This is a genomic window from Streptomyces sp. NPDC031365 (assembly GCF_055569765.1).
The window spans coordinates 185,320-210,251 of the sequence record NZ_JBVIIM010000010.1 but is presented as its reverse complement, the minus strand read 5'-3'; the positions used below and the strand labels follow the sequence as shown (position 1 = coordinate 210,251).

The following is a 24,932-nucleotide window of genomic DNA, read 5'->3' as shown; positions in this document are numbered from 1 at the left end:
CCGTTGGTACCGGCAGCCGCAAAAGTGACGCCCAGTACGTACAACCCTTACGGGGGGAAGCGCGTCCAACTGGCGTGGCTGAGGTACTCGACTTCACAGCGCCGCGTGGCACGGCCTTCCGGCCGCCGCGCCAGGCCCTCCGACCCCGCTCGTCCGGTGTGTCCGGCGGCGGCATGCCGGTGATCGCGCCCATGCCCGCAGCGCGTCCCGCCCGCATACCAGGTCAGCGTGACGGCGCGGACGACGCCGTCGCGGCCGGCACCACCGTCGACCATCTCACCGAGACCTACCGCGCGCACTACCGCTCGCTGCTGGGTCTCGCGGCGCTGCTCCTCGACGACACCGCCTCGTGCGAGGACGTCGTCCAGGAGGCGTTCATCCGCGTGCACTCAGCCCGCAAGCGCGTCCGGGACCCGGAGAAGACCCTGGCCTATCTCCGCCAGACGGTCGTCAACCTGTCCCGCTCCGCTCTGCGCCGCCGCATCCTCGGTCTCAAGCTGCTCTCCAAGCCCATGCCCGACATGGCGAGCGCGGAGGAGGGTGCCTACGACCAGTTGGAGCGCGACTCCCTCATCAGGGCGATGAAGAACCTCCAGCGCCGCCAGCGCGAGGTCCTGGTGCTGCGCTACTTCGCGGACATGACCGAGGCGCAGGTCGCCGAGACGCTCGGCATCTCGCTGGGCTCGGTGAAGGCGTACGGCTCGCGCGGCATCGCGGCGCTGCGTCTGGCCATGGGAGCGTCGGCATGACGGACAGCGAGGACGCGCGGCGCCAGGAGCGCGAGCCGGAGGGCTCCCGTGCGCCCGGCACCGGGCAGAAGCCCGAAGGCGTTCGGGAGCCCGACGGCGCCGGGAGGTCCGAGGCCGCCCGGGAATCTGACGCCGGACGGGAGCCCGACGCCGGACGGGAGCACGACGCCGGACGGGAGCCCGACGGCGCCAGGGGGTCCGACGGCGCCAGGGGGTCCGATGCCGTTCGGGAGTCCGACGCCGGGCGGGGGACCGAGGCCGGGCCTGCGCGGCTGCGTGGGCTGGTGGCGCCGCAGGAACAAGAGCCGAAGCACACGCACGCTGGGAACGGAACTGTGAACCACGGCCTGGACGACCGAGGCCCCGAAGGGCTCGACTCGGACGAGCTGGAACTGCGCACCCTGCTGCACCGGGCGGTGCGCGACGTGGAGCCGGGCGACGGCACCCTGGACCACCTGCGCCGGGCCGTCCCCGCCCGCCGGGCACGCAAGCGTCAGGCCGTCGTCGGCATGGCCGCCGCGGCGCTCTTCCTCGGCACGGGCGTCCCCGCCCTCGTGCACGTCTCCAGCACCTCCGGCTCCGACGCCAACCCGTCCGCCGTCGGTCACGCCTCGCAGGCGCAGGGCGGCACCGGCCAGGGCGAGGAACCGGAGGGCGGCGAGAGCACCGCCGGCGGCTCCTCGGACCAGGTGGACGGCGGCGCCAAGGGCGACAAGAAGGACGAGGACGAGAGCGGCACGAGCACCGGCTCCGGTACGGGTGCGACCGAGGGTGCCGAACCCTCGGCGGGTGCCCCCGCGGCCGCGCCCGCCTGCACCGCCGCCCAGCTCGGCCCGGCGATCGCGAGCAGTGCCGCTCCCGACTCGACGGGCGCCGTCTACGGTTCCTTCCGGGTCGCCAACGTCTCCACCGCCGCCTGCACGGTAGACGGGGTCGGCGGCGTGAGCGTGACTCCGCAGGGTGCGGCCTCCACCGCCAAGGTGGGCGCGGCGCGGCATGTGGCGGGGGACGCGGCGGCCGGTCTGCCCGACCCCTCCCAGGAGGAGGCGCAGCCGGTGCTCGGGCCGGGGGCGGCCTACGAGGTGCGGTTCGCCTGGGTGCCCTCCGAGACGTGCCCCACCCCGGGTGACCCCACGGGCGGTGGCACCGGCGGACCCTCGTCCGACCCGTCACCCAGCACCCCGCCGCCGACGACGAGCGGCGCGTCCGCGGGCACCGACACCGGCATGGACACCCAGCTGGTCCAGGAGGACGGCGGGGCCGACGGCAGCGTGGCGGTGACGTACACGGCGTCGACCGGATCGGGCTCGGCCACCGCGACGGTGGACAACGCCTGCGCGGGAACGGTCTACTGGACGGGGCTGCTGACGCCCGTCGGCTGACGGGGGATGTCGTCGCCGGTGTCCCCGGCCTCATCCTCTTCCGCGGCCAGGCCCAGTTCCGCGTCGCGGGCGAGCTCCACCTCGCGGCGCAGCAGACGGAACCACATGAAGATGACGAACCCCACGAAGGCGAACCACTCGGCGGTGTAGCCCAGGTTCTGGAACGCCTTCAGGTCCAGGCCGGTGCCGTCCGGCGCGGACGCCGGTACCGCTCGCATCCCCGAGTCCCCGCGGTTGAGCGTGACCCAGGCGTCGTACACGTCGTACGGCACCAGGTTCACCAGCGAGGCCGAGCTGATCGCGGCCGTCTGGCCCTGGGGCAGACCGCCGCGGGCACTGACGCCGTTGCTCCCCGGAGTCTCGGAAGCCTGGAGCGCACCGGTGACGGTCACCCGGCCGGTGGGCGCCGCGGGCACCTTCGCCGGGTCGGGGGCACCGGGCAGCCAGCCCCGTACGACGGGCAGCGCGCGGCCGGTGTCGGTGCGCAGCAGGGTCAGGACGTAGTAACCGTCCCTGCCGTCCAGCGCCCGGTCGGGGACGAGCAGCTGGGTGTCGTACCGGCCGCTCGCGGTGGTCTGCTTGCCGGAGGTGGCCTTGGTCACGGGCAGCAGGCCGTCCAGCGGCCCGGCCTCGTCCCGCTGGTCCGAGACGACCCGCTCCTCGGCGTCGCGGTGGCTGTCCACCCTGTCCTCGAACCGGCCCAGCTGCCAGGACCCCATGAAGATGCAGAAGGGGATGGACAGCAGCAGGAAGACGTTGATCCCCCACCAGCGGGGCGTCAGCAGAAACCGGTACACGCCCTCAACGGTACGGGTCCGCGGACCGTTGCCCGCCCGCGGGGTCGGCCCCTGCGCGTGGACGCCCGCGCCGCCGCTACGACCGCTCGACCAGATGTTCGCGGCCCGCCGGCGGCTCGTACGGCTCGGGCCAGAAGTCGGTGATCGTGGCTATCCGCCCGGAGGCGTCCTCCGTGAAGAAGGAGACGGCATGCGCCTCCTCCGCGCCGACCGCGCACCGGACCCAGGTGACCACCTGGCCCGGCCCGGCGACGACACGCTCGGTCCGCACATGCCAGTCGCCCGGGTACTCGCGGTTGAACCGGACGTACCGCTCCCGGCCGCTGATCCGCTCCCCGGTCTGCGGCAAGGTGTAGACGACGTCCTCGGTCAGCGTGTCGGCGAACGTGGCCCAGTCCCGGGCCTCGGCGGCGGTCCAGAAGCGCTCGACGTTCTTTCGCAGATCGGTCATGGGCGCAGTGTGCACCCCGCCACTGACAATCACTCCGGGCGGCCGGGTTCATCGGCCCCGACCTGCGAAGGGAGGCGGTGTGTGCCGGGACGGTGACAGATCCGGTGGAGGTTGTCCACAGGGCTGGAGACTGTGTCGATGGAATGCCCGCCGGACGGGCAGTATGGGGTCATGACTGAGAGCAACGGGTCCGACGCGCCGGGCCGGGCGGACCACCAGAACGAGCGAGTGGAACAGGGCGCGGGCATGCCCGACTGGGAGAAGCGCTTCCGGGCGCCCAGGGTGTCCCTGCCCGACTGGGCCGAGGACGCGCCGGAGCGCTCCCTGTTCGTGTCGAACGCGACGGGGACGTACGAGCTGTACGCGTGGGACCGGTCGACGGATGAACAGCGTCAGGTGACGCACCGGCCCAACGGCACGACGGACGGCGTGCTCTCGCCGGACGGCGAGTGGATCTGGTGGTTCGACGACAAGGACGGCGACGAGTTCGGTGTCTGGCGCAGGCAGCGGTTCAGCGGCGGCGAGGACGAGCTCGCGGCCCCGGGCCTGGACCCGTCGTACCCCGCCGGTCTCGCGCTGGGCAGGGACGGCCGTACGGCGGTCGTGGGCCGTTCCACGGACGAGGACGGCACGACGATTCACCTGGCCCGCACCGGCGAGGCGCCGGTGGAGCTGTACCGGCACCGCGAGTCGGCAGGCGTCGGCGACCTCTCCTACGACGGTTCGCTGATCGCCGTGGAGCACACCGAGCATGGTGACGCCATGCACTCCGCACTGCGCGTGATGCGCCCCGACGGGACGACGGTCGCCGAACTCGACGACACCGCGGGCGGCACGAAGGAGCTGGGCCTGGAGGTGCTGGGTTTCGCGCCGGTCGAGGGCGACACCCGGCTGCTGATCGGCCATCAGCGGCGCGGACGCTGGGAGCCCCTGGTGTGGGACGTGGCGACGGGCCGGGAGACGGACCTGGAGCTGGAGCTGCCCGGCGACGTCAGCGCGGAGTGGTACCCGGACGGCACGGGGCTGCTCATCGCACACGGGTTCGAGGCCCGCGGCCAGCTGTTCCGTTACGACCTGACCGAGCGCCGGCTGGTGGAGATCCCCACCCCGCGCGGTGCGGTCTCGGGTGCGACGGTCCGCCCCGACGGCAGTGTGGAGTACCTGTGGTCGTCGGCGGCGCAGCCGCCGGCGGTGCGTTCCACGGCGGGGGGAGTGGTCCTCGACCCGCCCGGGATGAAGTCGCCGGGCTCGGTGCCCGTGGAGGACGTGTGGGTGGAGGGGCCCGGCGGCCGTATCCACGCACTGGTGCAGAAGCCGTCCGGCGCGACCGGCCCGCTCCCCACCGTCTTCGACATCCACGGCGGCCCCACCTGGCACGACAGCGACTCCTTCGCGGCGGGCCCGGCGGCCTGGGTCGACCACGGCTACGCGGTGGTCCGCGTCAACTACCGGGGCTCCACGGGGTACGGCCGCGCCTGGACCGACGCCCTCAAGCACAGGGTGGGCCTGATCGAGCTGGAGGACATCGCCGCGGTGCGGGAGTGGGCGATCTCCTCCGGCCTGGCGGACCCCGCTCGGCTGATCCTCACCGGTGGCTCCTGGGGCGGCTACCTCACCCTGCTCGGCCTGGGCACGCAGCCCGACGCGTGGGCGATGGGCATCGCGGCGGTTCCGGTCGCCGACTACGTCACGGCGTACCACGACGAGATGGAAGCGCTGAAGGCGATGGACCGCACGCTGCTCGGCGGCACGCCGGAAGAGGTCCCCGACCGCTTCGAGGCGTCGTCCCCCCTCACCTACGTCGACCAGGTCAAGGCCCCGGTCTACATCTCGGCCGGCGTCAACGACCCCCGCTGCCCCATCCGGCAGATCGAGAACTACGTCAAACGCCTCGAGTCCCGCAACGCCGTCCACGAGGTCTACCGCTACGACGCGGGCCACGGTTCCCTGGTCGTCGACGAACGCATCAAACAGATCCACCTGGAACTCGACTTCGCCACGAGACACCTCCCCGCGTAACCCCGCACCCAGCTGCGGCAGTCGTGCCTCTCCCAGTGCCTCAATGACCTGGGAGGTACCCCCAGGGCGGCACGGCTGGGCGCACCGGCACCCCGCAAGCGGGGGTGAGTGAACCCACCCCCGCCCCAGCCCCACGCCGGGCGCCCGCAGAATCACCGGTCAAGTGACCGGCACCCGCTACGCACCGCTCCGCGCCCGCCGCCCCAGCACCTCCGCCAGCCCCCGCCGAGTAGCGGCCAGCACCACCCGGTCCCCCGCCCGCAGCACATACGTGTCCGGCAGATCCCACACCAGCCCCGCCCCCGGCGCCTCTGCGAGGCCCCCATCCCCCCGCACCGCCGTATCCAGTGCCAGCACCCGCCACGCCCCCGCCCGAAACGCCTCCGCCACCGTCCGCCCCTCCAACTGCGGATGCCCGTCCACGATCACCGCAGCGAACAGCAGCACCCGCCGCTCCACCGGAATCGCCCCCAGAATCTGCCGCCCCATCATCGCCCCGGCGAACGCCGGCGCCGCCAGATGCGTCACACTGCGGCTCCGCGTCAGCGCACCCGGGTGCGCCGTCCGCAGCGTCCGGTACACCGCCTTCGCGAAGTCGTCGTCGTACAGCCGCAGCACGGCCCGCAGATCCGGCCGTACGGACCGCGCGTACAGCACCGCTTCGAGATTGGTGCTGTCCTCGCTGGTCAGCGCGAGCAGCGCATCCGCGCGATGGATCTTCGCGGACTCCAGTACGCCCTCCTGCGTGACGTCCCCGACCACCACCGGCACCCGCAACCGCCGCGCGACCGCCATCCCGCGCGCTTCCGGATCCGCCTCGACGCACACCACCGGGATGTGCAGTTCCCGCAGCCGCGTCAGCACCCGTGTGCCGATCTTGCCCAGTCCGAGCAGCACCACATGCCCGCTCAGCCCGCGCGGCGGTTTCCGCAGGGTCGACGCCGTACGGAACGTCCCCAGCGCCTCCAGCACCGCCGCCAGCAGCACCGGCAGCAGCAGCAGTCCGACCAGCATGGAGAGCAGTTGCAGCACCTGCCGCCCGGTCGACTCGTGATGGGCGGGCTCGTTGATCGCGAAGAGGTCGAGCAGTGTGACGTAGGTGGCGTGCAGCGGATTGTCCTGCGTCACCACCGTCAGTGCCACGGCGAGCGCGATCACCGCCGCCGCCAGCCCCGTGAGCGACCACCGCAACCGCCGCGAGAACAGTGAGGCGAACGGCGGACCGCCCCGCCGCACCGGCAACGGCGGTCCGGAGTAGGACAACTGCTCCAGCACCACGGTGCCCCGTCCGGTGGCCGCCGCCACCGCCGCCGCGTCGGGCAGCAGTCGCGGCCCCTGCTCGCCGCTGTCCTCCGAACCCTCTTCCCCGGCCGGGTCGTTGCTCGTGGCGGACAGCAACGCCAGTGTGCACAGGCCCGGGTCGGCCACCTCCCCCGGCCCCGGGGGCCGGCGTTCCACGGCCCGCAGCAGCAACCCCTCCGCGTCGACGACCTTGTTCGTGCCGACGAGCGCGGTGGCGACCAGCGCGGGCGCGGCCGTGTCGGCGTCGGACAGCACCGTCGTGGCGTTGTCGGCCCCCGCGCTCGCGCGCCCCGGAGCCGTTCCGCCCGCCAAAGCGGCGGCCTGATCGAGGAGTTCCTCGATGTGCTGCCCGAGTCGCCGGTTGTAGAGCCGCAGCACGAGCCGCAGCCGCGGGTTGAGCCGACGGGCGGTCAGCGCGGCCCGGATGTTGGTCTCGTCGTCGTCGTACACCAGCGCCAGCGCGGCGGCCCGCTCCACGCCCGCCTCGGCGAGCACGGCCTCGGCCGGCTCGGCGGCCTCCACCACCCGTTCGCCGGGCACCAGGGTGTCGTCGGACCCGCCGTTGCCCCGGTTGACCGCGGTTACGACCCGGTCGAGCAGGGCCGCGGAGGCCGCACGGGCCCGCCCTGCCATCGGCTGTCGTACGCCGCGGGCGGCCGGCGGCACGACGAGGGTCACCTGTTCGCGGTACACACCGCGGAGTTCGGCGGCGAGCCGGTGCGCGAGCCCGTCGTCGCCGCACACCACCATGTGCGCGGACGGGTCGCTCGGCGGGGCGGGGTTCGGAAGGAGACTCACCACGGTCGAAGAGACTGCCTCATCACGCCGGGTGGTTCCAGGCGGCACCTGAACGCCCGCCCCCCGTCTCCCGTACCAAGGGGCAGGGACCCGAGTGGCCCCGCTCTTTCGCGCGCGTCCTGGGAGGTGCATCCGGCCCGTGGCCACCACCACGTCACCCGCGCGCGGAACCGGCGGACCCGAGCCCGGCCCACCGCCCCCCGGGGCGACCGCCGAAGAGCCACCGCCCGAGGAGTCCCGCCACCTCAACTCCTCCCTCCTGCTCACCCTGTTCCTGCTCACGGCCGTGATGTTCCAGGGCCCGGTCCGCGGCGCGCTGGCCGCCCCGGTGATGCAGAGCTGGATGACGGTGTTCGTGGCCGTGGTCGTACAGGCGCTCCCGTTCCTGGTGCTGGGCGTCCTGCTGTCGGCGGCGATCGTGGTGTTCGTGCCGCCGTCGTTCTTCGCCCGCGCCCTGCCCGAGCGGCCGGCGCTGGCCGTGCCGGTCGCCGGTGCTGCCGGGGCGGTGCTCCCGGGCTGCGAGTGCGCGTCCGTCCCGGTGGCGGGCGCGCTGGTGCGCAGGGGAGTGGCCCCGGCGGCGGCCCTGGCGTTCCTGCTGTCCGCCCCCGCGATCAACCCGATCGTGCTGACGGCGACGGCGGTCGCCTTCCCGGACAACCCCGAGATGGTCCTCGCCCGTTTCGTCGCGAGCCTGCTGGTGGCGTGTGCGATGGGCTGGCTGTGGCAGCGCCTCGGCCGTACGGACTGGCTGCGCCCACCCGCTCGTTCGTCGTACGACGGCCAGAGCAAGGGGGCGGCGTTCTGGGGGTCGGTACGGCACGACGTGATGCACGCGGGCGGTTTCCTGGTGGTCGGCGCGATGGCGGCGGCGACGCTGAAGGCGGTGGTTCCGGCGCAGTGGCTGAGCGCGGCGGCCGGCCATCCGGTGCTGTCGGTCCTGGCGCTGGCGGCCCTGGCCGTGCTGCTGTCGATCTGCTCGGAGGCGGACGCGTTCGTGGCGGCGTCGCTGACCCAGTTCTCACTGACGGCGCGGCTCACGTTCCTGGTCGTGGGACCGATGATCGACCTGAAGCTGTTCGCCATGCAGGCGGGCACGTTCGGCCGGGGTTTCGCCCTGCGCTTCGCCCCCGCGACCTTCGCCCTGGCCGTCGTGGGATCGGCCCTGACGGGAGCGGTGCTGCTGTGAGGACACGGCTGAGTGGCCAGGCCCAGGCGGCGCTGCTGTTCCTGCTCGGCGCGACCGTGCTGCACGCCGGCCTGACCGACCTCCACCTGCGCTACGTCAAGGCGGGCCTGCGTCCGCTGCTCCTGGTGTCGGGCGCGGTACTGATCGCGACGGCGGCGGCGACGGTCTGGTACGAGTGGCGGCGCCCGCCGGGTCCGGGGGAGTCGCACCGGGAGCCCCGGATCGCCTGGCTCCTCACCCTCCCCCTCTTCGCCCTGATCCTGGTCGCCCCGCCGGCCCTCGGCTCCTACAGCGCCACCCACACCGGTACGGCGCTGGAAAAGCCCCTGGGTTTCCCGGACCTCCCCGCCCGGGGACCGCTGCGCCTCGGTGTCGGGGAGTACGCGGCCCGCGCGGTCTACGACGACGGCCGACACCTCGCCGACCGCCCCATCAGCATCACCGGTTTCGTGGCCACGAATGGCACGGACGCCCCGTATCTGGTCCGCATGGGCCTCAACTGCTGCGCCGCGGACGCCCAGCCGGTCAAGATCGCCCTGACCGGCGAGATCCCCCCGGTCCTGCGGCCGGACACCTGGCTGAGGATCACCGGCACCTACACCCCCCGCCGTACGGAGGACCCGGTGAACGGTGGCCCGGTGCCGTACATCGAGGTCACCCGCGCCGAACCGGTCCCGGCCCCGCCGGACCCGTACGACGACGCGTGGAACGGCTAGGACCGCACCGGGGCCGGAACGCGCCGGAACACGGCGGAACGCGCCGGAACCGCGGCTAGGACTGGTAGGGCTGCTGCTGGTGCGGCCGGCCGTGTCCCTGCCCGTCCCGGCCACCGCCGAGGGCCTGCGCCTGGAGCTGCTCGGCCTGCTCCCCGGTCACCTTGTGCTCGGCGCCGCAGAAGGTGCACTGTGTCGCGTACTTCGTCGAGACCGGGAAGAGCGGCACGAAGAAGAGCGTGAACTTCGTGACCCGCTTCCTGAGCGTGTGCGCGGCGGGATTGCCGCACTGCGCGCACACCAGCGTCAGTATCGCGAGCTGGTGCAGATACCCCTTGGTACCAAAAATGATCATGTCGTCGATCCTTCCCCTGGCCTCGGCCCCTCGAACCACCCCATCAGACGGTGAGGGCGGTCGGCAACGTGACCGTCCGCAACACTGCCGCACCCTGCACAAGCGAGCGTGGCACAGCGGCTGACAGTCTTCTCGTGTGAGCGATGTCCGGGAAGTGAGCTGCCGCCCCCGGTGGACGCGCGTCCTGTGGTTCTTGTCCGGGACCGGCGCGACCGGGGCGGTGTCGGCGGTGGTGCTCCGGGCGTCCACAGGTGTGGATGTCTGGCTGCTCCCGGGCCTGTTGTCCGCCCTGGCGGGCCTCGCCGCCCTGTACAGGGCCACGGCCCGGGTGCGCGGCGACGCGTACGGGCTGAGCTCCCGCACCCTGCTGCGCCGCCGCAGCGTGTCCTGGGCCGAGGTCGCGGATCTGCGCTTACGCGTGAAGTACGCGTACCTGGCCCGCGGCGAGGAGAGCCACCACGTCAGCGTGCTGCTCCGGGACGGTCGCCGCTGGGAGCTGCCCCTGCCGCACGCCTGGACCCCTCGGACCGGGGAGTTCGACGCGGCGCTGGGCGGGCTGCGCGCACTGCACCGCCGGCACGGTCCCGCCCGGACCTCGGAGCCGGCCCGCCTCGCCGTCATCTCGGGCCGCACCACGGGGCGCGGCCGGCTCGGCTCCCTCGCCGCCTGCGTGCTGCTGCTGGCGGGCGCGGCCCTGGCCCTGGCGGCCGCACCGGACGCCGGTGAGTTGGAGCGGGCGTGGGCGTCGGCGGCTCCCTGCACGCCCGGAACGCCTGCGGCGGAGCGCGGTGACTGTCTCAGCCACGTCCCGGCCGTGATCGAACGTACGGATCCGAACCGCTCCAAGAAGCCCAGCCGGCTGTACTTCGCGGGCGACCGCCCGCTGGAGCGGCTGACGGTGACCGAGGAGGCGGCCAGGGAGTTCCGCGCCGGTGACCGCATCCGGCTGACCTTCTGGCGCGGTCAGGTCAAGGAGGTCGCGGGGGATCGCCATGTGTGGCGCGACCACACCGCCGGCGCCGGAGACTTCGTGATGCTCGCGGCCGGACTGGTCCTCGGCGCCGGTTACCCGGCCGCCCGGATACTGCTCCAGGTGCGCGGCCGGCACCGCCCCGACGACGAGGTGCTGCCGACGGCCCTGCCCTTCGCCGGGGCACTCCTCGTCACGGCACTGTGGCTCCTGCCCCTGTGCTACCTGCACCCCACGGCACCGTTCACCTCACCCACGACGACGGCGTGGACGGTGCTGGGCACCCTGACCACGCTCGCGCTGCTGGTAGGGGCATGGCGGGCCACCACCCTGGTCCGATCGCCCGGGGAGAACGGGGAGAACGGGGTGAGCGGGGAGAACGGGGTGAGCGGGGTGAGCGGGGAGACGACCGGGTCGGCCGGGGAGATCGGGAAACGGCCCGCGGGGCAGGGGGACGGTGAGGTGTTCCTGCCGGCCCGCTTCCTGGAGGTCACCGACTACAACCCGCACCGCTTCGGCACCCACATCGTCGTGGGCGGCGACGGCCCGCCCGCGGTGGTCCCGCACTCCGGTCCCGGCCGGTTCGCGGCCCGCCCGGTCCCGGTCTCCCGACTCACCCTCGAGCGGGTACGCCGCGCCCGCGGCAACGACGCCGACACGATCCCGAGCGGCTGGCACGTGGCCGAACTGGACGACGCGGGCACTCCGGTCCGTCTCGCCGCCGCGCCGGCCCACCTGACCCGGATCCTGCGCGAACTGTCCGCACCGGCAACCCCCGCCTCCCCTGCCGGCCGTCACGATGCGACCTCGCCCTCCCGCCCCTGAGAGAACCGACCGTCCCGAGAGAGAAGAGAAGCCCGTGCAGATCACCGTCTCCACCGTGTCGCTCACCGTCGACGACGTGCCCGCCTCGCAAGCGTTCTTCACCACTCACCTCGGATACAAGGAGATCGCCGCCGCCGACGGATTCGCCTCCCTGACCCGCGGTGGCGCCGCCGTCGACATCGTCCTGCTGCGCCGCGGTACCGAGGTGCTCCCTGCCGACCAGCGCGACCGGCACGCGGCCGGGGTCATCCTGGCCTTCACCGTCACCGGCATCGAGGACGAGGAGCGGCGCCTGCGGGAGCAGGGGGCTGCCATCACCATGCCGCTGCGGCAGGAGCCGTGGGGCGAGCGGCTCTTCCAGGTCACCGACCCCAACGGCATCGTCGTCCAGCTCGTCGAGTGGGCCACTCCGGCCGGCGCGGACGGGAGCCGGGCGGCTGACTAGCCTGGCGCACACCCCGTAGGGCGGACGTCAGGGACAACACCCACGATGCGCGCATCCCGTACGGGTCCGCCCCCTCCCCATTTGGGTGTCGTCCCCGATGGTGCGTACGGCTTGTGGCGGGTGAGGGTGTGGTGAGCACACTTCCCGGCCCGCCCCGCCCCGTCCTGCCTCAGAGGTAGCGCTCGAGAACGGACCGCGCGGGCTGCCGGATCACGAGAGGAGCCCGCGCCCTGATGCAGGCAGCGACGCAGCGAACCGGCCGCAACGACGAGGTGTCCGTCCCGGCCCCGCTGGCGCTGTTGCTGTGTCGTTCGGCAGCCGCGTGGGAACGACGGCCCGAGGCCACCGGAAGGGTGGGAACGGCGCCGAGCGGTGCGCGGTGAGTATCACGGCACGCGCCGGCGGTGGCGGTCTTCGCCGCCTGCAGCGTGCTGGTCGTCCCGGTGATCCGGGTGATGTCCCGCAAGGCGTTCCGCCACGGTCCCGAGCGCGCCGTGTCCGTCAGGGAGCCGGACCCCGGGGAAGCCGTCAAGGGCGTCCGGCCGTCCCTCGTCAGCGGTGTGGTGATCGCCGCCGCGATGACGTGCATCGTGCCGCGCACCGTGCCGCACTCCGTGCCGCATCCGGAGCCCTCGGTGGCGGCCGTCAGCTGCGGGCCGCTGCGGGCCGCCTCCCGGCTCAGCCCCGGTGCGTGGCCGAGGACGTGGAGTGGGAAACGCCGGCGTTCTTCACCGGACTGTTCGTCCTGGCAGGCGCGACGGTGCGGACCGGGGTGACCGGTGACCTGGGGGACATGGCGGCGGAGACCACCGGCGGCATTCCGCCGGGAACGGCGCGGGCGCTGGTGCTCGGCTCCGCCGTGCCCTCCGCGATCACCGCCGGTATCCCCTTCGTCGCGTCGGCGAGCCCGGTCGTCAGCGAGGTCGTGGCCTCCTCGGGCGGCGCCGACGAGGCGGGGACGCGGTGGCGGGCCTTCGCGTTCGGCGCGGACCTCGGCGGCAGCGCCACGATCATCGCGTCCTCGGCCGATGTCGTGGTCATCGGCATCACCGGGCGCGAGCGCCACCCCACCTCGTTCGGGCAGTTCAGCCGCTACGGACTGACCGTCACCGCGGTCACCGTCACCGTCGCGGCCGCGTATGTGTGGCTGCGCTACTGCGTCCTGGTGTGATCGTGAGGCACGGGACGCGCAAGGAGAGCAGATGGACCACACCGGCGACCGCGACGACACCTTCCCCCCGCCCCCTGCCGCGAGCGGGCGGCCGAGGAGAGGGCGATGGACGGACCGGATGACAAACGGCTCCACGAGATCGAGGCCCGTCTGCACCACGAGGATCCCCGCTTCGCCCGCGGCCTCGGACACGGCCGCCCCTGCCGGCCGCGCGAGTACCGCTACAGCCGGGCCTGGCTGCTGCTCGCCGTCGCGCTGGCCGTGCTGGGTACCGGCATCGCCCTGGCCCACGGGCTGCTCATCGCCGCCGGGCTGGTCCTGGCCGGAGTCGCCGGGGAGATGTTCGACCCGCACCGCAGTGTGCGGAGCCGCCGCACCCTGCCGCGGCGCGACGTCTGAACGCGGGGCCGCGGACGGCACGGGGACCGGTCGATGACGCTGTCCGAGCTGTATGTGACGCTGCTGATCGGTGGCGCCGTCCTGCTGGCCAGCATCGCCGCCGCCCGCACCGCCCACCGCGTCGGTCTGCCGAGCCTGCTGCTGTTCCTGGCGGTCGGTGTGGTCGCCGGTGAGGACGGTCTCGGTCTGGAGTTCGACGACGCCCAGCTGGCGCAGGCACTGGGGACCGCGGCACTGGGGCTGATCCTCGTCGAGGGAGGTCTGAGCACCCGGTGGGAGGACGTCCGGCGCCAGCTGGCGCCCGCCGGTGTCCTCGCCACCGTGGGTGTGGCCCTCTCGGTCGTGGTGACCGCCGCCGGCGCGCACTGGCTGCTGGGCATGGACTGGCAGCTGGCACTGCTGCTCGCGGCGATCGTCTCCTCCACCGACGCCGCCGCGGTGTTCGCCGTCCTGCGCGCCCTGCCGCTGCCACAGAAACTGACCGGGCTGGTGGAAGCCGAGTCCGGCTTCAACGACGCCCCGACCATCATCCTGGTCATGGTCTTCGCCACCGCCACGGCCGACCTGCCCGGTCCCGGGCCGCTGGTGCTCAACCTGCTCTACCAGCTCGCGGTCGGCGCCACACTCGGCCTGCTGACCGGCCGTCTGGGCGCCACCGCGCTGCGGCACATCGCCCTGCCCGCGACGGGGCTGTACCCGCTGGCCACGGTCGGCTTCGGCATCATCGCCTTCGCGGCCGCCGGAGCGGTCAACGCCAGCGGCATCATCGCCGCCTACCTGTCCGGCCTGGTGCTGGGCAACACCCAGCTGCCGCACCGCGCCGCCACCCGATCCTTCGCCGAAGGCGTCGGCTGGCTGGCCCAGATCGGCCTGTTCGTCATGCTCGGCCTGCTGGTCGATCCGAGCGAACTGCCCTCCGCGATCGTCCCGGCCCTCGTCGTCGGATCGGTGCTGCTGCTGGTCGCCCGGCCGATCTCGGTCATGCTCTGTCTGCTGCCCTTCCCCGTCCCCTGGCGCGAGCAGGCGTTCATCTCCTGGGCGGGCCTGCGCGGCGCGGTGCCGATCGTGCTCACCACGTTCCCCATCGTCGCGGGGATCGCCGGCGCCCGCGACGTCCTCAACATCGTGTTCGTCCTCGTGGTCCTGTTCACCCTCCTCCAGGGCCCCACCCTGCCCGCCGTCGCCCGGCGCCTGGGGCTGGTCCGTACGGGCGCGCTGCGCGAGATCCAGGTGGAGACCGCTCCCCTCGACGTCCTGGACGCCGACCTGCTCACCGTCGGTATTCCGGAGGGCTCCCGGCTGCACGGCGTCGCCGTCTTCGAGCTGCGTCTGCCGTCCCCGACCGTCGTCACCCTGATCATTCGCGGCGGCACCACCCTCGTCCCGGACCGGGACACCGTGCTGCGCGCCGGCGACGAACTCCTGCTCATCACGACGCCGCTGACCCGCGATGCGACGGAGCGCCGACTGCGTGCCATCGGCCGTCAGGGCAAACTGGCCCGCTGGCACGGTGAACAGGGGTCTCCGAGCGTTTCCGACGGATAACCCTGCATACGCGATGTATAGGTATTTTGTCGTGCGGTAAACTTTACCGAGCCTTGCCGCTCCATTGAGCGGGCGAGTGCTCAGTTTGTGGGAAGCGAATTCCGGATGCGACGGGGGAGCGTGACATGCATCGACGTGACATGAACCGGCCCGTGCGCATCGACAACACCGCTCGCGACAGCGTCCCCGAACCGGGTCCCGCCCTACTCGGCGTCTGATCCCCGGTCCCTCCCGCGACGCAGGCGCTCCCCGCCCGGACGCGGGACCGCCGCGCAGTCGGTACGGGCCCGTCCCACCGGATGTCGGGCCTCTCCCGCCCGGACGCCGACGGCACCCCAGCTCATCCCACCGGTAACGCCTTCTCACCGCCGAGAGGCCTGCCGCGATCCGCCCGCTCGCCCGCCGCCGCGCCCTGCCGCCTGAAGGCACTGACGCCGCCGTCACCGACCCGGAGGACCGACGCCCGTGCACAACACCACCGCCATGCTCATCGAACTCGGCGCGATCATTCTCGCCCTGGGCCTGCTGGGCCGCCTCGCCGGACGGGTGGGCTTCTCACCCATCCCCCTCTACCTTCTGGTCGGACTCGCCTTCGGACACGGCGGCATCCTGCCCCTGCAGGCCAGCGAGGACTTCACCGCCACCGGCGCCGAGATCGGCGTCATCCTGCTCCTGCTGCTGCTCGGGCTGGAGTACAGCGCCTCCGAACTGGTCACCAACCTCAAGACCCAATACCCCTCGGGCGCGGTGGACTTCGTCCTCAACGCGGTGCCCGGCGCCGTGGCGGCCCTGATCCTGGGCTGGGGGCCGGTGGCCGCCGTCGCGCTGGCCGGTGTCACCTGGATCTCCTCCTCCGGCGTCATCGCCAAGGTCCTCGGCGATCTGCGCCGGGTCGGCAACCGCGAAACCCCCGTGGTGCTCGGCGTCCTCGTCATCGAGGACCTCGCCATGGCCGTCTACCTGCCGATCCTCACCGCCCTGCTGGCCGGCGCAGGCCTGGCCGGCGGCTCCGTCACCCTGCTGATCTCGCTGGGCACGGTCGGCGCCGTCCTCTACGTCGCACTGCGCCACGGACGGCTCATCAGCCGCGCGGTCTCCTCCGACAACCCGGAGATGCTGCTGCTGGTCGTCCTCGGCCTGACCCTCCTGGTCGCCGGGCTCGCCCAGGAGCTCCAGGTCTCGGCCGCCGTCGGCGCCTTCCTCGTCGGCATCGCCCTGTCCGGCGAGGTCGCCGAGGGCGCGAGCAGTCTCCTCACCCCACTGCGGGACCTGTTCGCCGCCGTCTTCTTCGTCTTCTTCGGCCTGTCCACCGATCCCGCCGACATCCCGCCCGTCCTGCTGCCGGCCCTGCTCCTCGCCGTCGTCACCTCGCTCACGAAGATCGCCACCGGCTGGTACGCGGCGCGCCGCGCGGGGATCCGGAGCGCGGGCCGCTGGCGCGCGGGCGGCACCCTCGTCGCGCGGGGTGAGTTCTCCATCGTCATCGCCGGTCTCGCCGTCGGAGCCGAGCCCCGCATCGGCCCCCTGGCCACGGCGTACGTCCTGATCCTGGTCGTCATCGGCCCGCTCACCGCCCGCTGGACCGAGCCCCTGGCCAGCCGTCTCACCCGCCGGCCCGCCGCCCCGCCCCCGGCTCCCCTGGACACGGACCGGTCCGCACCGGCCCATGCCGACGCCTGACCGCCGCGCACTCCGGCCGGGGCAGGGGATCAGCTCCGGCCGAGGATCTCCGCGGCGACCCCGACACCCTCATGAGTGCCGATCACGATCAGGGTGTCACCGCCGGCCAGCCGGAAGTCCGGCCCGGGGGAAGGGATCGCTTCCGTCAGGCGCAGTACGGCGACGACGGACACGCCGGTCTCCGTACGCATCCGGGTGTCGCCCAGCAGCCGTCCGTTCCAGTGCGACGCCGCGGGCAGCTCGAGCCGCTCGGCGACCAGCCCCAGCTCGGCGGTCGCCAGCAGGTTCGGGCTGTGGTGGGCGGGCATCACCGCGTCGATGAAAGCCCCCGCCTCGTCGGCGGTCATCCGCAGGGACAGCGCGGCGGCGTCCGGATCGTCCGTGCGGTAGGTGCTCAGCGTCCGGGACCCGTCGAGATGCGCGATCACCGACAGCCGCCGCCCCTCCCGCGTGGCCAGGTCGTACCGCACACCGATTCCCGGCAACGGCGTGTGCCCCATGCGTGCGGCGCCGCCCATGACCGTCCCCCTGCAAAATGTGAGTGTTCCTGCGGGCCATGACCGACGGCACCATACGGCACTCCGGCAGCTCTTCGTAATCCGGCCCGCGTCACCCTCTCCCCTGCCCCTCAGCGCGGGGGCGCCGCTGCCACGGCCCCGACCGCGGACGGATGTGCCCCGGTCGCGTGCGTACCCGTCCAGCGGGTCGGGGATCGCGGCGTCGAGGCGTCCCGAGGATTCGCGTACCGCAACGGGCGGACACGGAAGCGGTTCAACTCCCTTGCCGGAACAACGGACGAGGGACAAGGGGACCTGCGGCAAACGCCTCAGAAGCCATGAAGGCGACGTTCGGGACGGAACGGTGCGTTCCGGCAAAGCGGCTACGGCGCAGTGGCCGGTCAATAGAGTCCGAATGTGCCTGCTGATGAAACTTCGGTTCGATTCTCCGTGCTGGGACCGGTCCGGGCGTGGCGCGGTGAACAGGAACTGGAACTGGGATCGCCGCAGCAACGTGTGGTACTCGCGGCCCTGTTGCTGAACCGGGGGCGCCCTCTCGCTCTCGGGGAACTCGTCCATGCCGTCTGGGGTGAGGAGCCGCCGACGGCCGCCGTGTCGGTGGTGCGGACCTATGTGTCGCGCCTGCGCAAGGTGCTGGAAGCGGGGCGGGACCCGGGCGAGCCGCCCCGGTTGCTCGTCTCGGTCGGCGACGGCTACCTGATCCGGATCCGGGAGGAGGCCCTGGACCTCGCCGTGTTCGAGCAGGGGGTCGCGGAGGCGAAGAAGCGGTACGCCGAAGGCGAGCTGTCCGCCGCCGCCGAACTGCTGCACACCGCGCTCGGCGCGTGGCAGGGAGCGGCCCTGGCCGGACTGCCCGGCCCGCTGGCGGAGTCGGAGTGCTCGTGGCTGGACGAGGAACGGCTCGTGGCGTTGGAGACCCGGCTCGACATCGATGTCACACGGGGACGTCACGGCATCGTGGTTGCCGAACTGCTCGCGTTGACGCGCAGGCACCCGCTGCGCGAGCAACTGTGTCGGCTGCTCATGCTGGCGCTGTACCGGTCCGGGAGACGGGCCGAGGCGCTGGCGGCCTATCAACGGACACGCGGTGCGCTGGCGAGGGAGCTGGGAGTCGAACCGGGCACCTCGCTCCAGGATCTGCACGACCGCATCCTGGCGGCCGACCGGTCCCTGCTCCCCGGATCGCCACCGGCCGCGGATCCGTATGAGGCCGCCGCCCCGTACGGGCTCGCGGATCCGTTCGAGGCCGCCGCCCCGCACGGGCTCGCGGATCCGTATCGGGCCGCCGTCCCGTATGAGGCCGCCGCTCCGTATGAGGCTGCCGCTCCGTATGAAGCCGCCGCCCGGCCCTCGTCTTCGCCGCCGGGCGCCCCGGCCGGGCAGGGCTGTCCCGAAGTCGCCGGCCGCCCGGCCGCCCGGCCGGCGCAGCTGCCCGCCGACCTGCCGGCCTTCGTCGGCCGGCAGGCCGAACTCGACCGGCTGCGCGCCCTGCTGCCCCAGGACGGCAGTCCTCCGGCGACGCTGGTGATCAGTGCGATCGGCGGCATGGGCGGCATCGGCAAGTCCGCCCTGGCCGTGCACTGGGCCCACGAGGTCGCCGACCGCTTCCCCGACGGGCAGCTCCACATCAACCTGCGCGGCTTCGCCCCGACCGGCTCGGTCATGAGACCCGACGAAGCCGTCCGTATCTTCCTCCACGCGCTCGGAGTTCCACCGATGCGGATTCCCGCCGGTGTCGACGCCCAGGTGGCGCTGTACCGCAGCATGCTCGCGCGGCGACGGATGCTGGTCCTGCTCGACAACGCGCGCGACACCGAGCAGGTCCGTCCGCTGCTGCCCGGTTCCCGCGGCTCCCTGGTCATCGTCACCAGCCGCAACCGGCTGGCGGGCCTGGTCGCCGGGGAGGGGGCGCATCCGCTGACCCTGGACCAGATGACGCCCACCGAGGCGTTCGAGCTCCTGGCCGCCCGGCTCGGCACCGACCGGCTGGCGGCCGAACCACGGGCGGCCGGCGAGATCATCGCGCGGTGCGGCCGGCTGCCCCTGGCGCTGGCCATCGTCGCCGCCCACGCCGGCGCCCGCCCCGGCTTCCCGCTCAGTGCCGTCGCCGAGGAGGTACGGGACAGCCACGGCAGCCTCGACGCCTTCGTCGGGGGCGACGACATCACCACCGATGTACGTGCCGTCTTCTCCTGGTCGTACAAGGCGCTGTCCGCCCCGGCCGCGCGTGTGTTCCGTCTGCTGGGCCTGAACTCCGGGCCGGACATCTCCGCGCACGCCGTGGCCGCGCTGACCGGGATCCCGCCCCGGGAGGCCCGCGGTGTGCTCGTCGAGCTCACCCGGGCCCATCTGCTCACGGAGCACTTCCCCGGCCGTTACGCCCTGCACGACCTGCTGCGCGTCTACGCCGCGGAACGGGCCCGGGCCGAGGAGACGGCGCGGGAGCGGGACGCGGCCGTCGAACGGCTGCTGGCCTGGTACCTGCACACCGCCGACGCCGCGTACCCGCACATCACCCCCAACCGCCGCCGCATCCCGCTCGAACCGCTGCCTGCCGGGTGCCGGCCGCTGGAGTTCTCGACGCGTGACGAGGCCCTGGAGTGGTGCGAGACGGAACGGGCCAACCTGGTGGGCGCGGTCCACCAGGCCGCGGCGTCCGGGCAGCCGGGCATCGCCTGGCGACTGCCCGCCGTCCTGTGGGGGTTCTTCTACCTCCGCAGCCATAAGCACGACTGGCTCGACACCACCACCAGGGGACTGGCCGCCGCGCGTGCCGCCGGTGACCGGGCGGGCGAGGCCCAGGGACTCGCCGACACGTCCGCGGCGCTGCGCGACTCCGGCAGGCTGGACGAGGCCATCGCCCCCCTGCACCGGGCCATGGCCCTCTTCAGGGAACTCGGGGACACCGGAGGCAGGGCGTCGGCGGTGGCCAATCTGGGCGACGCGTACCTGCTCACCGGTCACCTGCGCAAGGCCGTCGAGTACACGCGCCGGGGACTGGTCATCGCACGGGCCACCGGCAATGCGTGGAGCGAGGGCATCACGCTGACCAATCTGGGCGACGCGTACCAGCGGCTCGGCCGGTTCGACGACGCCGTCGGCTGTCTGGAGCAGGCACTGACCCTCCTGCGCGTCCACGACAACCGCTGGGTCGAAGGCGTCGCTCTCGACATCATCGGCACGGCCCACAGCCGCCTCCACCGCTACGACGAGGCGGTCGGTTACTACCGCCAGGCGCTCAAGGCCCACCGGGACACCCGGAACCGTGGAGGGGAGGGCCACACCCTCGGCAACCTCGGCGACGCCCAGATGGGTGCCGGGGAACCCGAGGCGGCACGCAGCAGCTGGACGGAGGCACTGGCGATCTTCTCGGGCTGCGACCACGCGGACGCCGAGAAGATCCGTGAGCGACTCGCCCGGCTCGACTGACTCTTCCGTCGACCTGCTTCAGCCTGCCTTGTCCATTCTCTGCTCCGTCTGCTTCCCTCCGCTTCCCTCCGCTTCCCTGTGCTTTCTCCGACCGGGGCCCGGCCGCCGCACGGGGGGCGGCAGCGGCCAGGCACCCGTACAACGGGCGACAGGTGAGGACGGTTCAACTTCCGCTGCCGCTGCCGCTGCCGCTGCCACTGCCGCTGCTCCTGCCACCGTCGCCACCGACCGGGGCGCTGGGGCCCGCCGCCCCGACAGAGGGATGTCGACGACCGTACGGGCCGCGAACAGAAGTAGCCCCACTGGTTTGAACCACTTCGTATCGCGGCCCGTTGCCTACTGTCGAGCCCGCCGGACAGCACCAACATGCGGCTCGACCACGACGGTACGACGTCAGAAGAAGGCACGACCGGCCCGAGCCCCGCTCCCGATGTACGCGCTGTACAACGCCCGTCAAATGAATGTGGAACGTTCCCAGGAACACTCTTCGCCCGGAGGCTCCGCATCCGGTCCGACAGGACCGGATGCGGTCACCCCAAGGAGCAGGAGCACACCATGAACGTGACGGTCATCGGATCGGCGAGCGCCACCTCGCCCGAGGAACGGGCCATGCGCGACCTCTACGTGGAACACGGCCCAGCGCTCTACGCGTACGTACTGCGCATGCTGGGCGGAGACACACACCGCACGGAGGACGTCCTCCAGGAGACACTGCTGCGCTGCTGGGCCAAGCAGAACCTGGTCGACGACGAGGGCATGGCCGTACGCCCCTGGATGTTCCGTGTCGCCCGCAACATCGTCATCGACGCGCACCGTTCCCGCGCCGCCCGGCCGGCGGAGATCGGCGGCGCGGCCTGGCTCGCCGAACTGGGCGCCGAGGCGGACGACATCGAGCGCATGCTGTCGTCCATCGTGCTCCGGGACGCCCTTCTGGCCCTGACCCCGGCACATCGTGAAGCCCTCCAGGCCACCTACATCGCCGACCACACGACCCAGCAGGCGGCCGCGGCCCTGGGCGTCCCCCAGGGCACGGTGAAGTCCCGCGTCTACTACGCGCTGCGCAGCCTGAGGACAGCCCTGGAAGAACGCGGCATGCACTGAGCCGGGGAACCGGCACGGGCACCCGCGTCATGGGCACTGCGGCCCCCTCCGGGCGGCGAGCCCGGTCTCCCGCATGATGTGGCCGACCGTGTCGCCGAGGGTGCCGTCCGCCCTCCTCGCGCGTGCAGGATGGTCCCCCCGTCGGCCAGTCGACGGATCTCCCCCAGTTGGGCGCCCAACTCGCTCAGTGGGCGCACGAGTTCCAGCCGTGCGATCGCATCGATGCCGTCCTGGGCGAGGTCTACGCCGTGCTGTCGTCAGCGTTGATCACGCAGAACAGGTTGCCCTCGGTATCGGCGAGCACGACGAAGTTGGCATCATCCGGGTAGGTCCAGTCGACCCGCTTGGCGCCGAGCGAGATGAGTCGTTCGACTTCGGCCCGCTGCTCCTCCGCATGGGCCGTCCACAGCTCGATGTGCGTCCGGTCCTCCTCGTCCAACCACAGAAGTGGACCTTCGCCGCTCGAGGGTGCCAGCACCGCCTCGTCACCTTCGCGAGGGACATAATCGAGAGCCCGGCTCCAGAACTTCGACGCACGGCGGATGTCCGCCACGTTCATCACGATCGCTCCGATGTTCGCCATCGTCGTAGCATCGCAGTCGGTCCGCCGGAAGTCAGCCACCGAGAGACCGGCTGAACGACCCAGACGCTCCAGCCCGGACCCCTGGTCATGGACGCAATCCCCGGTACTGACCCTCAGCGGCCGCAGACATGCGGGATCCGGTAGACACGCAGAGGGAACAGGTGAGGCACCGACGAAACCATTGCCGCGTTGTCGCCGGCCGCACCGACCCGGTCCATGGAGCCGATATGGGCGCTTCCTGGTGGACCTTCGAGATCTTCCGCACACGACAGCCTCGGCCAGGGCGCCGGTAGTAACGGCCGGCAGACCAACGGCACCTGACGGCAGCGCTCTTCGGTTTCCTGGCCGTGAGCAGAAGGGCAGCAGACCATGCGCAGGACGCACGGGAGCGCGCCGAGTCCGAGGCCGCGAAGGCTGTCGCGACATTGAGTGATGAGAGCCCGGTTGGGTAGGGCGAATGCCGCGTCCGTCCTGGCTGGCCAGGATCCAGGGTCTGAAGCCGTGCGGATGTCCCACTCCTGGGCTGGTGCCATCCCGGCTGCGGGCCCTTGAGGGGCGTGGGTTCGGGTCACACCTTCTTGACGACGATCGTGTCCGGGACCAGCTTCTCCAGGTCGTCGACGTCTGAGGTGAAGACGGTGACCTGTCCCTTCTGCTGTCGCGCGATCACGGCCAGCACGGCGTCGATCGCGTACTTGTGGCCGTGCAACTTGGTGTCGGCCAGGAGCCGGCGCGCCTGGCGGGCCTCGTCCTTCCCGATGTCGGCGACCTGGAGCCGGGACAGCACCCAGTCCCAGCGCTGTTCGGTCGTTCTGCCGTCGTATGCCTCGACCAGAGTCATCGGCGACGTCACCACCTCGGCCTCCCCTCGCGCCGCGAGATCGAGCCAGGCGATCACCTTCCGATCACCGCGCACCGCCAGGGACAGGGCTTCACAGTCCAGGACGAAAACACGGAGCGGCCTCTGCCCGTGCTCACCGGCTCGCTTCTTCACGCAGCCTCTCCGGCGTTGCGCTGTCCGGAGGCGCGGCGCCGCTCGTGTTCGGCGTCGAGATCCTCCAACTCGTCGAGGGCTGCCATACGCTCGTCCTCAGTAACCGGGCCGTGTTCTTCCTGCAGCCAGTCGACCAGTTCCAGGAGCCGGTCCCGGTCGCGCTTGAAGCGCAGCGCCTCGGCGACGTACGCCGACAGGCCCCGCTCTGCCACGTCCCCGCGGATCTCGTCCAGGAGATCCGCGGGAATCGTTACGGTTACCTTCTTCGTCGCCATACAAAAGACCATACTCTCGGTGCCGCACTCCTTACCACTGGTGCGCGGCCGGCGATCAGGCGATCAGGACGTCGTGGCGGGGCGTGGGCTGCCGCGGAAAACCTGGCTGGTGTGCCAGGAGCGGTGGGTCGCCGCGGCGGGGCGGGCGCCAGGTTGAGGTATGCGCAGGTCATCGGGCGCGCGAGCGCCGCTGTTCCTGCGGCACTGGAGACTGCTCTTGGGAGACGCCGACCGAGATCTTCTCCCAGATTCCTCCCAAGCGATCTCCAGAAACCACTCAGGGGCCCGACCCGCACTGCGGATCAGGCCCCTGACCTGGTACTTCACTGTCGGGGTGGCGGGATTTGAACCCACGACCTCTTCGTCCCGAACGAAGCGCGCTGCCAAGCTGCGCTACACCCCGATCGTCGCTGCTGTCGCGGCGACGACGTTTACTTTAGCCCACCGGTGGCTAGAGACGAAATCCGGTTTTCGAGGGGCGGCGGACCGGGCTCGGGCGGACGCGGTCCAGGGCCACGAGGAGGACGGCCAGGGCGTAGAAGGAGAGGCCGAGGAGGAGGGCGTTCGCGAGGACGCTCTTGTAGCCGTGCCGGGCGACGTCGAGGAAGGGGTAGAGGTAGCGGGCCGGGGAGCCGGGGAGGAGTTCGCCGCGGGCGAGGCTGAAGGCCAGGTAGGCCAGGGGGTACAGCAGCCAGGTCGCGGCCCGGCGGAGGTGCATGCGGGCCGGTGGGGAGAGGAGCAGCCAGTCCAGCAGCGCGGCGATGGGGAGCACCGTGTGCAGGGTGTGGGCGGCGAGGGAAGCCGGCCAGGAAGGCCCTGCGGAGGCGGCCGTCATCGAGAAGTGGGGGGTGGCGTCGGCGACGAGCAGGTGGTGGACCAGGGCCGCCATGACGACGTACAGCAGGGCCGCTCCTGTGAGGGCGCCCGGCAGGGGATGACGGGCGAGCCACGCGCGGCGGGCCGAGGCGAGCATGACCACGGCCAGCAGGACCGCGCTCTGGACCGCGAAGTAGCTCAGGACCCGGGCCGGGCTGCCGAGGAGGATCTCGGTCAGCGCCGCGCCCGTGGCCACCAGCGCGAGGGTCAGGCGGTACGCCGCCGCCACCGGGCGCCGCACCAGCGGTACGACGGCTCGGGCGGGGACGGCGGAGGGCAGTAGCCGGGGCCTCGTGCGCGGAAGGGCGGGGAGGTCCGGGATGTCCCGGGGTATCGGGGCGGTCATGCACCCCAGGGTGAGCGGAGGTG

General features: G+C 72.4%; 23 protein-coding genes, 1 tRNA gene and 1 pseudogene. 13 read left to right on the top strand and 12 right to left on the bottom strand.

Translation table 11 applies throughout. From position 1 onward, the window contains the following. The first annotated feature begins 173 nt into the window (after positions 1 to 173). Complete coding sequence (locus tag ACZ5C2_RS17700; protein WP_468791562.1) at positions 174 to 749, top strand: SigE family RNA polymerase sigma factor; 576 nt, start codon at positions 174 to 176, stop codon at positions 747 to 749. Continuing rightward, positions 746 to 2,131, top strand: a complete 1,386-nt coding sequence (locus tag ACZ5C2_RS17695; RefSeq protein ID WP_468791393.1) for a hypothetical protein — start codon at positions 746 to 748, stop codon at positions 2,129 to 2,131. The genes ACZ5C2_RS17700 and ACZ5C2_RS17695 overlap by 4 nt, the downstream gene beginning before the upstream one ends. Here the strand turns inward: ACZ5C2_RS17695 and ACZ5C2_RS17690 are convergent. Beyond that, positions 2,098 to 2,928: an SURF1 family protein gene (locus ACZ5C2_RS17690; protein WP_468791390.1), complete on the bottom strand. Its 831-nt coding sequence runs from the start codon at positions 2,926 to 2,928 to the stop codon at positions 2,098 to 2,100. The genes ACZ5C2_RS17695 and ACZ5C2_RS17690 overlap by 34 nt on opposite strands. A gap of 76 nt (positions 2,929 to 3,004) precedes the next feature. Beyond that, a complete protein-coding gene (locus ACZ5C2_RS17685) occupies positions 3,005 to 3,379 on the bottom strand; it encodes a nuclear transport factor 2 family protein (RefSeq protein ID WP_468791387.1) in 375 nt (124 codons plus the stop codon). A gap of 171 nt (positions 3,380 to 3,550) precedes the next feature. Here ACZ5C2_RS17685 and ACZ5C2_RS17680 point away from each other — a divergent pair, with 171 nt between their 5' ends. Beyond that, positions 3,551 to 5,398 carry a S9 family peptidase gene (locus ACZ5C2_RS17680; RefSeq protein WP_468791384.1) on the top strand — a complete coding sequence of 616 codons (1,848 nt, stop codon included), beginning with the start codon at positions 3,551 to 3,553 and terminating at the stop codon, positions 5,396 to 5,398. A gap of 177 nt (positions 5,399 to 5,575) precedes the next feature. On the opposite strand, the gene ACZ5C2_RS17675 is transcribed toward ACZ5C2_RS17680, so the two are convergent. Further along, entirely contained in the window at positions 5,576 to 7,450 is a 1,875-nt protein-coding gene (locus ACZ5C2_RS17675) for an NAD-binding protein (protein ID WP_468791559.1), read from the bottom strand. 307 nt (positions 7,451 to 7,757) lie between these two features. On the opposite strand from ACZ5C2_RS17675, the gene ACZ5C2_RS17670 reads away from it, so the two are divergent. Both ACZ5C2_RS17670 and ACZ5C2_RS17665 read left to right on the top strand, forming a co-directional pair. After that, on the top strand, positions 7,758 to 8,684 hold the full coding sequence (locus ACZ5C2_RS17670) for a permease (protein WP_468791556.1): 927 nt from the start codon (positions 7,758 to 7,760) through the stop codon (positions 8,682 to 8,684). An 8-nt stretch (positions 8,685 to 8,692) separates the two neighbouring features. Beyond that, positions 8,693 to 9,400, top strand: coding sequence for a TIGR03943 family putative permease subunit (locus ACZ5C2_RS17665; RefSeq protein ID WP_468791553.1), 708 nt, complete (start codon positions 8,693 to 8,695; stop codon positions 9,398 to 9,400). Between the two features lie 55 nt (positions 9,401 to 9,455). On the opposite strand, the gene ACZ5C2_RS17660 is transcribed toward ACZ5C2_RS17665, so the two are convergent. Continuing rightward, a complete protein-coding gene (locus ACZ5C2_RS17660; RefSeq protein WP_468791381.1) occupies positions 9,456 to 9,752 on the bottom strand; it encodes a zinc-ribbon domain-containing protein in 297 nt (98 codons plus the stop codon). A 136-nt stretch (positions 9,753 to 9,888) separates the two neighbouring features. On the opposite strand from ACZ5C2_RS17660, the gene ACZ5C2_RS17655 reads away from it, so the two are divergent. Continuing rightward, a complete protein-coding gene (locus tag ACZ5C2_RS17655) occupies positions 9,889 to 11,547 on the top strand; it encodes a PH domain-containing protein (RefSeq protein WP_468791378.1) in 1,659 nt (552 codons plus the stop codon). 34 nt (positions 11,548 to 11,581) lie between these two features. Continuing rightward, positions 11,582 to 11,992, top strand: coding sequence for a VOC family protein (locus tag ACZ5C2_RS17650; RefSeq protein ID WP_468791375.1), 411 nt, complete (start codon positions 11,582 to 11,584; stop codon positions 11,990 to 11,992). Between the two features lie 169 nt (positions 11,993 to 12,161). Here ACZ5C2_RS17650 and ACZ5C2_RS17645 read toward each other — a convergent pair whose 3' ends face one another. Next, on the bottom strand, positions 12,162 to 12,593 hold the full coding sequence (locus ACZ5C2_RS17645) for a hypothetical protein (RefSeq protein ID WP_468791372.1): 432 nt from the start codon (positions 12,591 to 12,593) through the stop codon (positions 12,162 to 12,164). A gap of 90 nt (positions 12,594 to 12,683) precedes the next feature. Between ACZ5C2_RS17645 and ACZ5C2_RS17640 the strand changes: the two genes are divergently transcribed. From ACZ5C2_RS17640 to ACZ5C2_RS17625, 4 genes are all read left to right on the top strand, one after another. Further along, positions 12,684 to 13,163 (top strand): SLC13 family permease, encoded by a 480-nt coding sequence (locus ACZ5C2_RS17640; RefSeq protein WP_468791369.1) that lies wholly within the window; start codon positions 12,684 to 12,686, stop codon positions 13,161 to 13,163. A gap of 105 nt (positions 13,164 to 13,268) precedes the next feature. Then, a complete protein-coding gene (locus tag ACZ5C2_RS17635; RefSeq protein WP_468791366.1) occupies positions 13,269 to 13,562 on the top strand; it encodes a DUF3040 domain-containing protein in 294 nt (97 codons plus the stop codon). Between the two features lie 33 nt (positions 13,563 to 13,595). After that, positions 13,596 to 15,107, top strand: coding sequence for a potassium/proton antiporter (locus ACZ5C2_RS17630; protein ID WP_468791363.1), 1,512 nt, complete (start codon positions 13,596 to 13,598; stop codon positions 15,105 to 15,107). A gap of 465 nt (positions 15,108 to 15,572) precedes the next feature. Continuing rightward, positions 15,573 to 16,787: a cation:proton antiporter gene (locus tag ACZ5C2_RS17625; protein WP_468791360.1), complete on the top strand. Its 1,215-nt coding sequence runs from the start codon at positions 15,573 to 15,575 to the stop codon at positions 16,785 to 16,787. A gap of 29 nt (positions 16,788 to 16,816) precedes the next feature. Here ACZ5C2_RS17625 and ACZ5C2_RS17620 read toward each other — a convergent pair whose 3' ends face one another. Further along, entirely contained in the window at positions 16,817 to 17,287 is a 471-nt protein-coding gene (locus ACZ5C2_RS17620; RefSeq protein ID WP_468791549.1) for a cation:proton antiporter regulatory subunit, read from the bottom strand. A gap of 414 nt (positions 17,288 to 17,701) precedes the next feature. On the opposite strand from ACZ5C2_RS17620, the gene ACZ5C2_RS17615 reads away from it, so the two are divergent. Together ACZ5C2_RS17615 and ACZ5C2_RS17610 are read left to right on the top strand one after the other, a co-directional pair. Beyond that, positions 17,702 to 20,734 (top strand): AfsR/SARP family transcriptional regulator, encoded by a 3,033-nt coding sequence (locus tag ACZ5C2_RS17615; RefSeq protein WP_468791357.1) that lies wholly within the window; start codon positions 17,702 to 17,704, stop codon positions 20,732 to 20,734. A gap of 555 nt (positions 20,735 to 21,289) precedes the next feature. Then, the gene (locus tag ACZ5C2_RS17610) at positions 21,290 to 21,835 is read left to right on the top strand and encodes a sigma-70 family RNA polymerase sigma factor (RefSeq protein ID WP_468791354.1); all 546 of its coding nucleotides are present in this window, start codon (positions 21,290 to 21,292) and stop codon (positions 21,833 to 21,835) included. Positions 21,836 to 22,076: 241 nt separating this feature from the next. Here ACZ5C2_RS17610 and ACZ5C2_RS17605 read toward each other — a convergent pair whose 3' ends face one another. The 6 genes and pseudogenes from ACZ5C2_RS17605 to ACZ5C2_RS17580 all read right to left on the bottom strand — a co-directional run bounded on the left by ACZ5C2_RS17605 (position 22,077) and on the right by ACZ5C2_RS17580 (position 24,909). Next, a complete protein-coding gene (locus ACZ5C2_RS17605) occupies positions 22,077 to 22,418 on the bottom strand; it encodes a VOC family protein (protein ID WP_468791351.1) in 342 nt (113 codons plus the stop codon). A 568-nt stretch (positions 22,419 to 22,986) separates the two neighbouring features. Further along, on the bottom strand, positions 22,987 to 23,412 hold the full coding sequence (locus tag ACZ5C2_RS17600) for a PIN domain-containing protein (protein WP_468791348.1): 426 nt from the start codon (positions 23,410 to 23,412) through the stop codon (positions 22,987 to 22,989). After that, complete coding sequence (locus ACZ5C2_RS17595; RefSeq protein WP_468791345.1) at positions 23,409 to 23,687, bottom strand: CopG family transcriptional regulator; 279 nt, start codon at positions 23,685 to 23,687, stop codon at positions 23,409 to 23,411. Before ACZ5C2_RS17595 ends, ACZ5C2_RS17600 begins: the two co-directional genes overlap by 4 nt. Before the next feature lie 63 nt (positions 23,688 to 23,750). Beyond that, positions 23,751 to 23,846, bottom strand: a pseudogene (locus tag ACZ5C2_RS17590) (phosphorothioated DNA-binding restriction endonuclease); the annotation flags it as partial. A 170-nt stretch (positions 23,847 to 24,016) separates the two neighbouring features. Then, positions 24,017 to 24,090: transfer RNA gene (locus ACZ5C2_RS17585), tRNA-Pro, on the bottom strand. 48 nt (positions 24,091 to 24,138) lie between these two features. After that, positions 24,139 to 24,909 carry a Pr6Pr family membrane protein gene (locus ACZ5C2_RS17580; protein ID WP_468791342.1) on the bottom strand — a complete coding sequence of 257 codons (771 nt, stop codon included), beginning with the start codon at positions 24,907 to 24,909 and terminating at the stop codon, positions 24,139 to 24,141. Between the last annotated feature and the right edge of the window lie 23 nt (positions 24,910 to 24,932).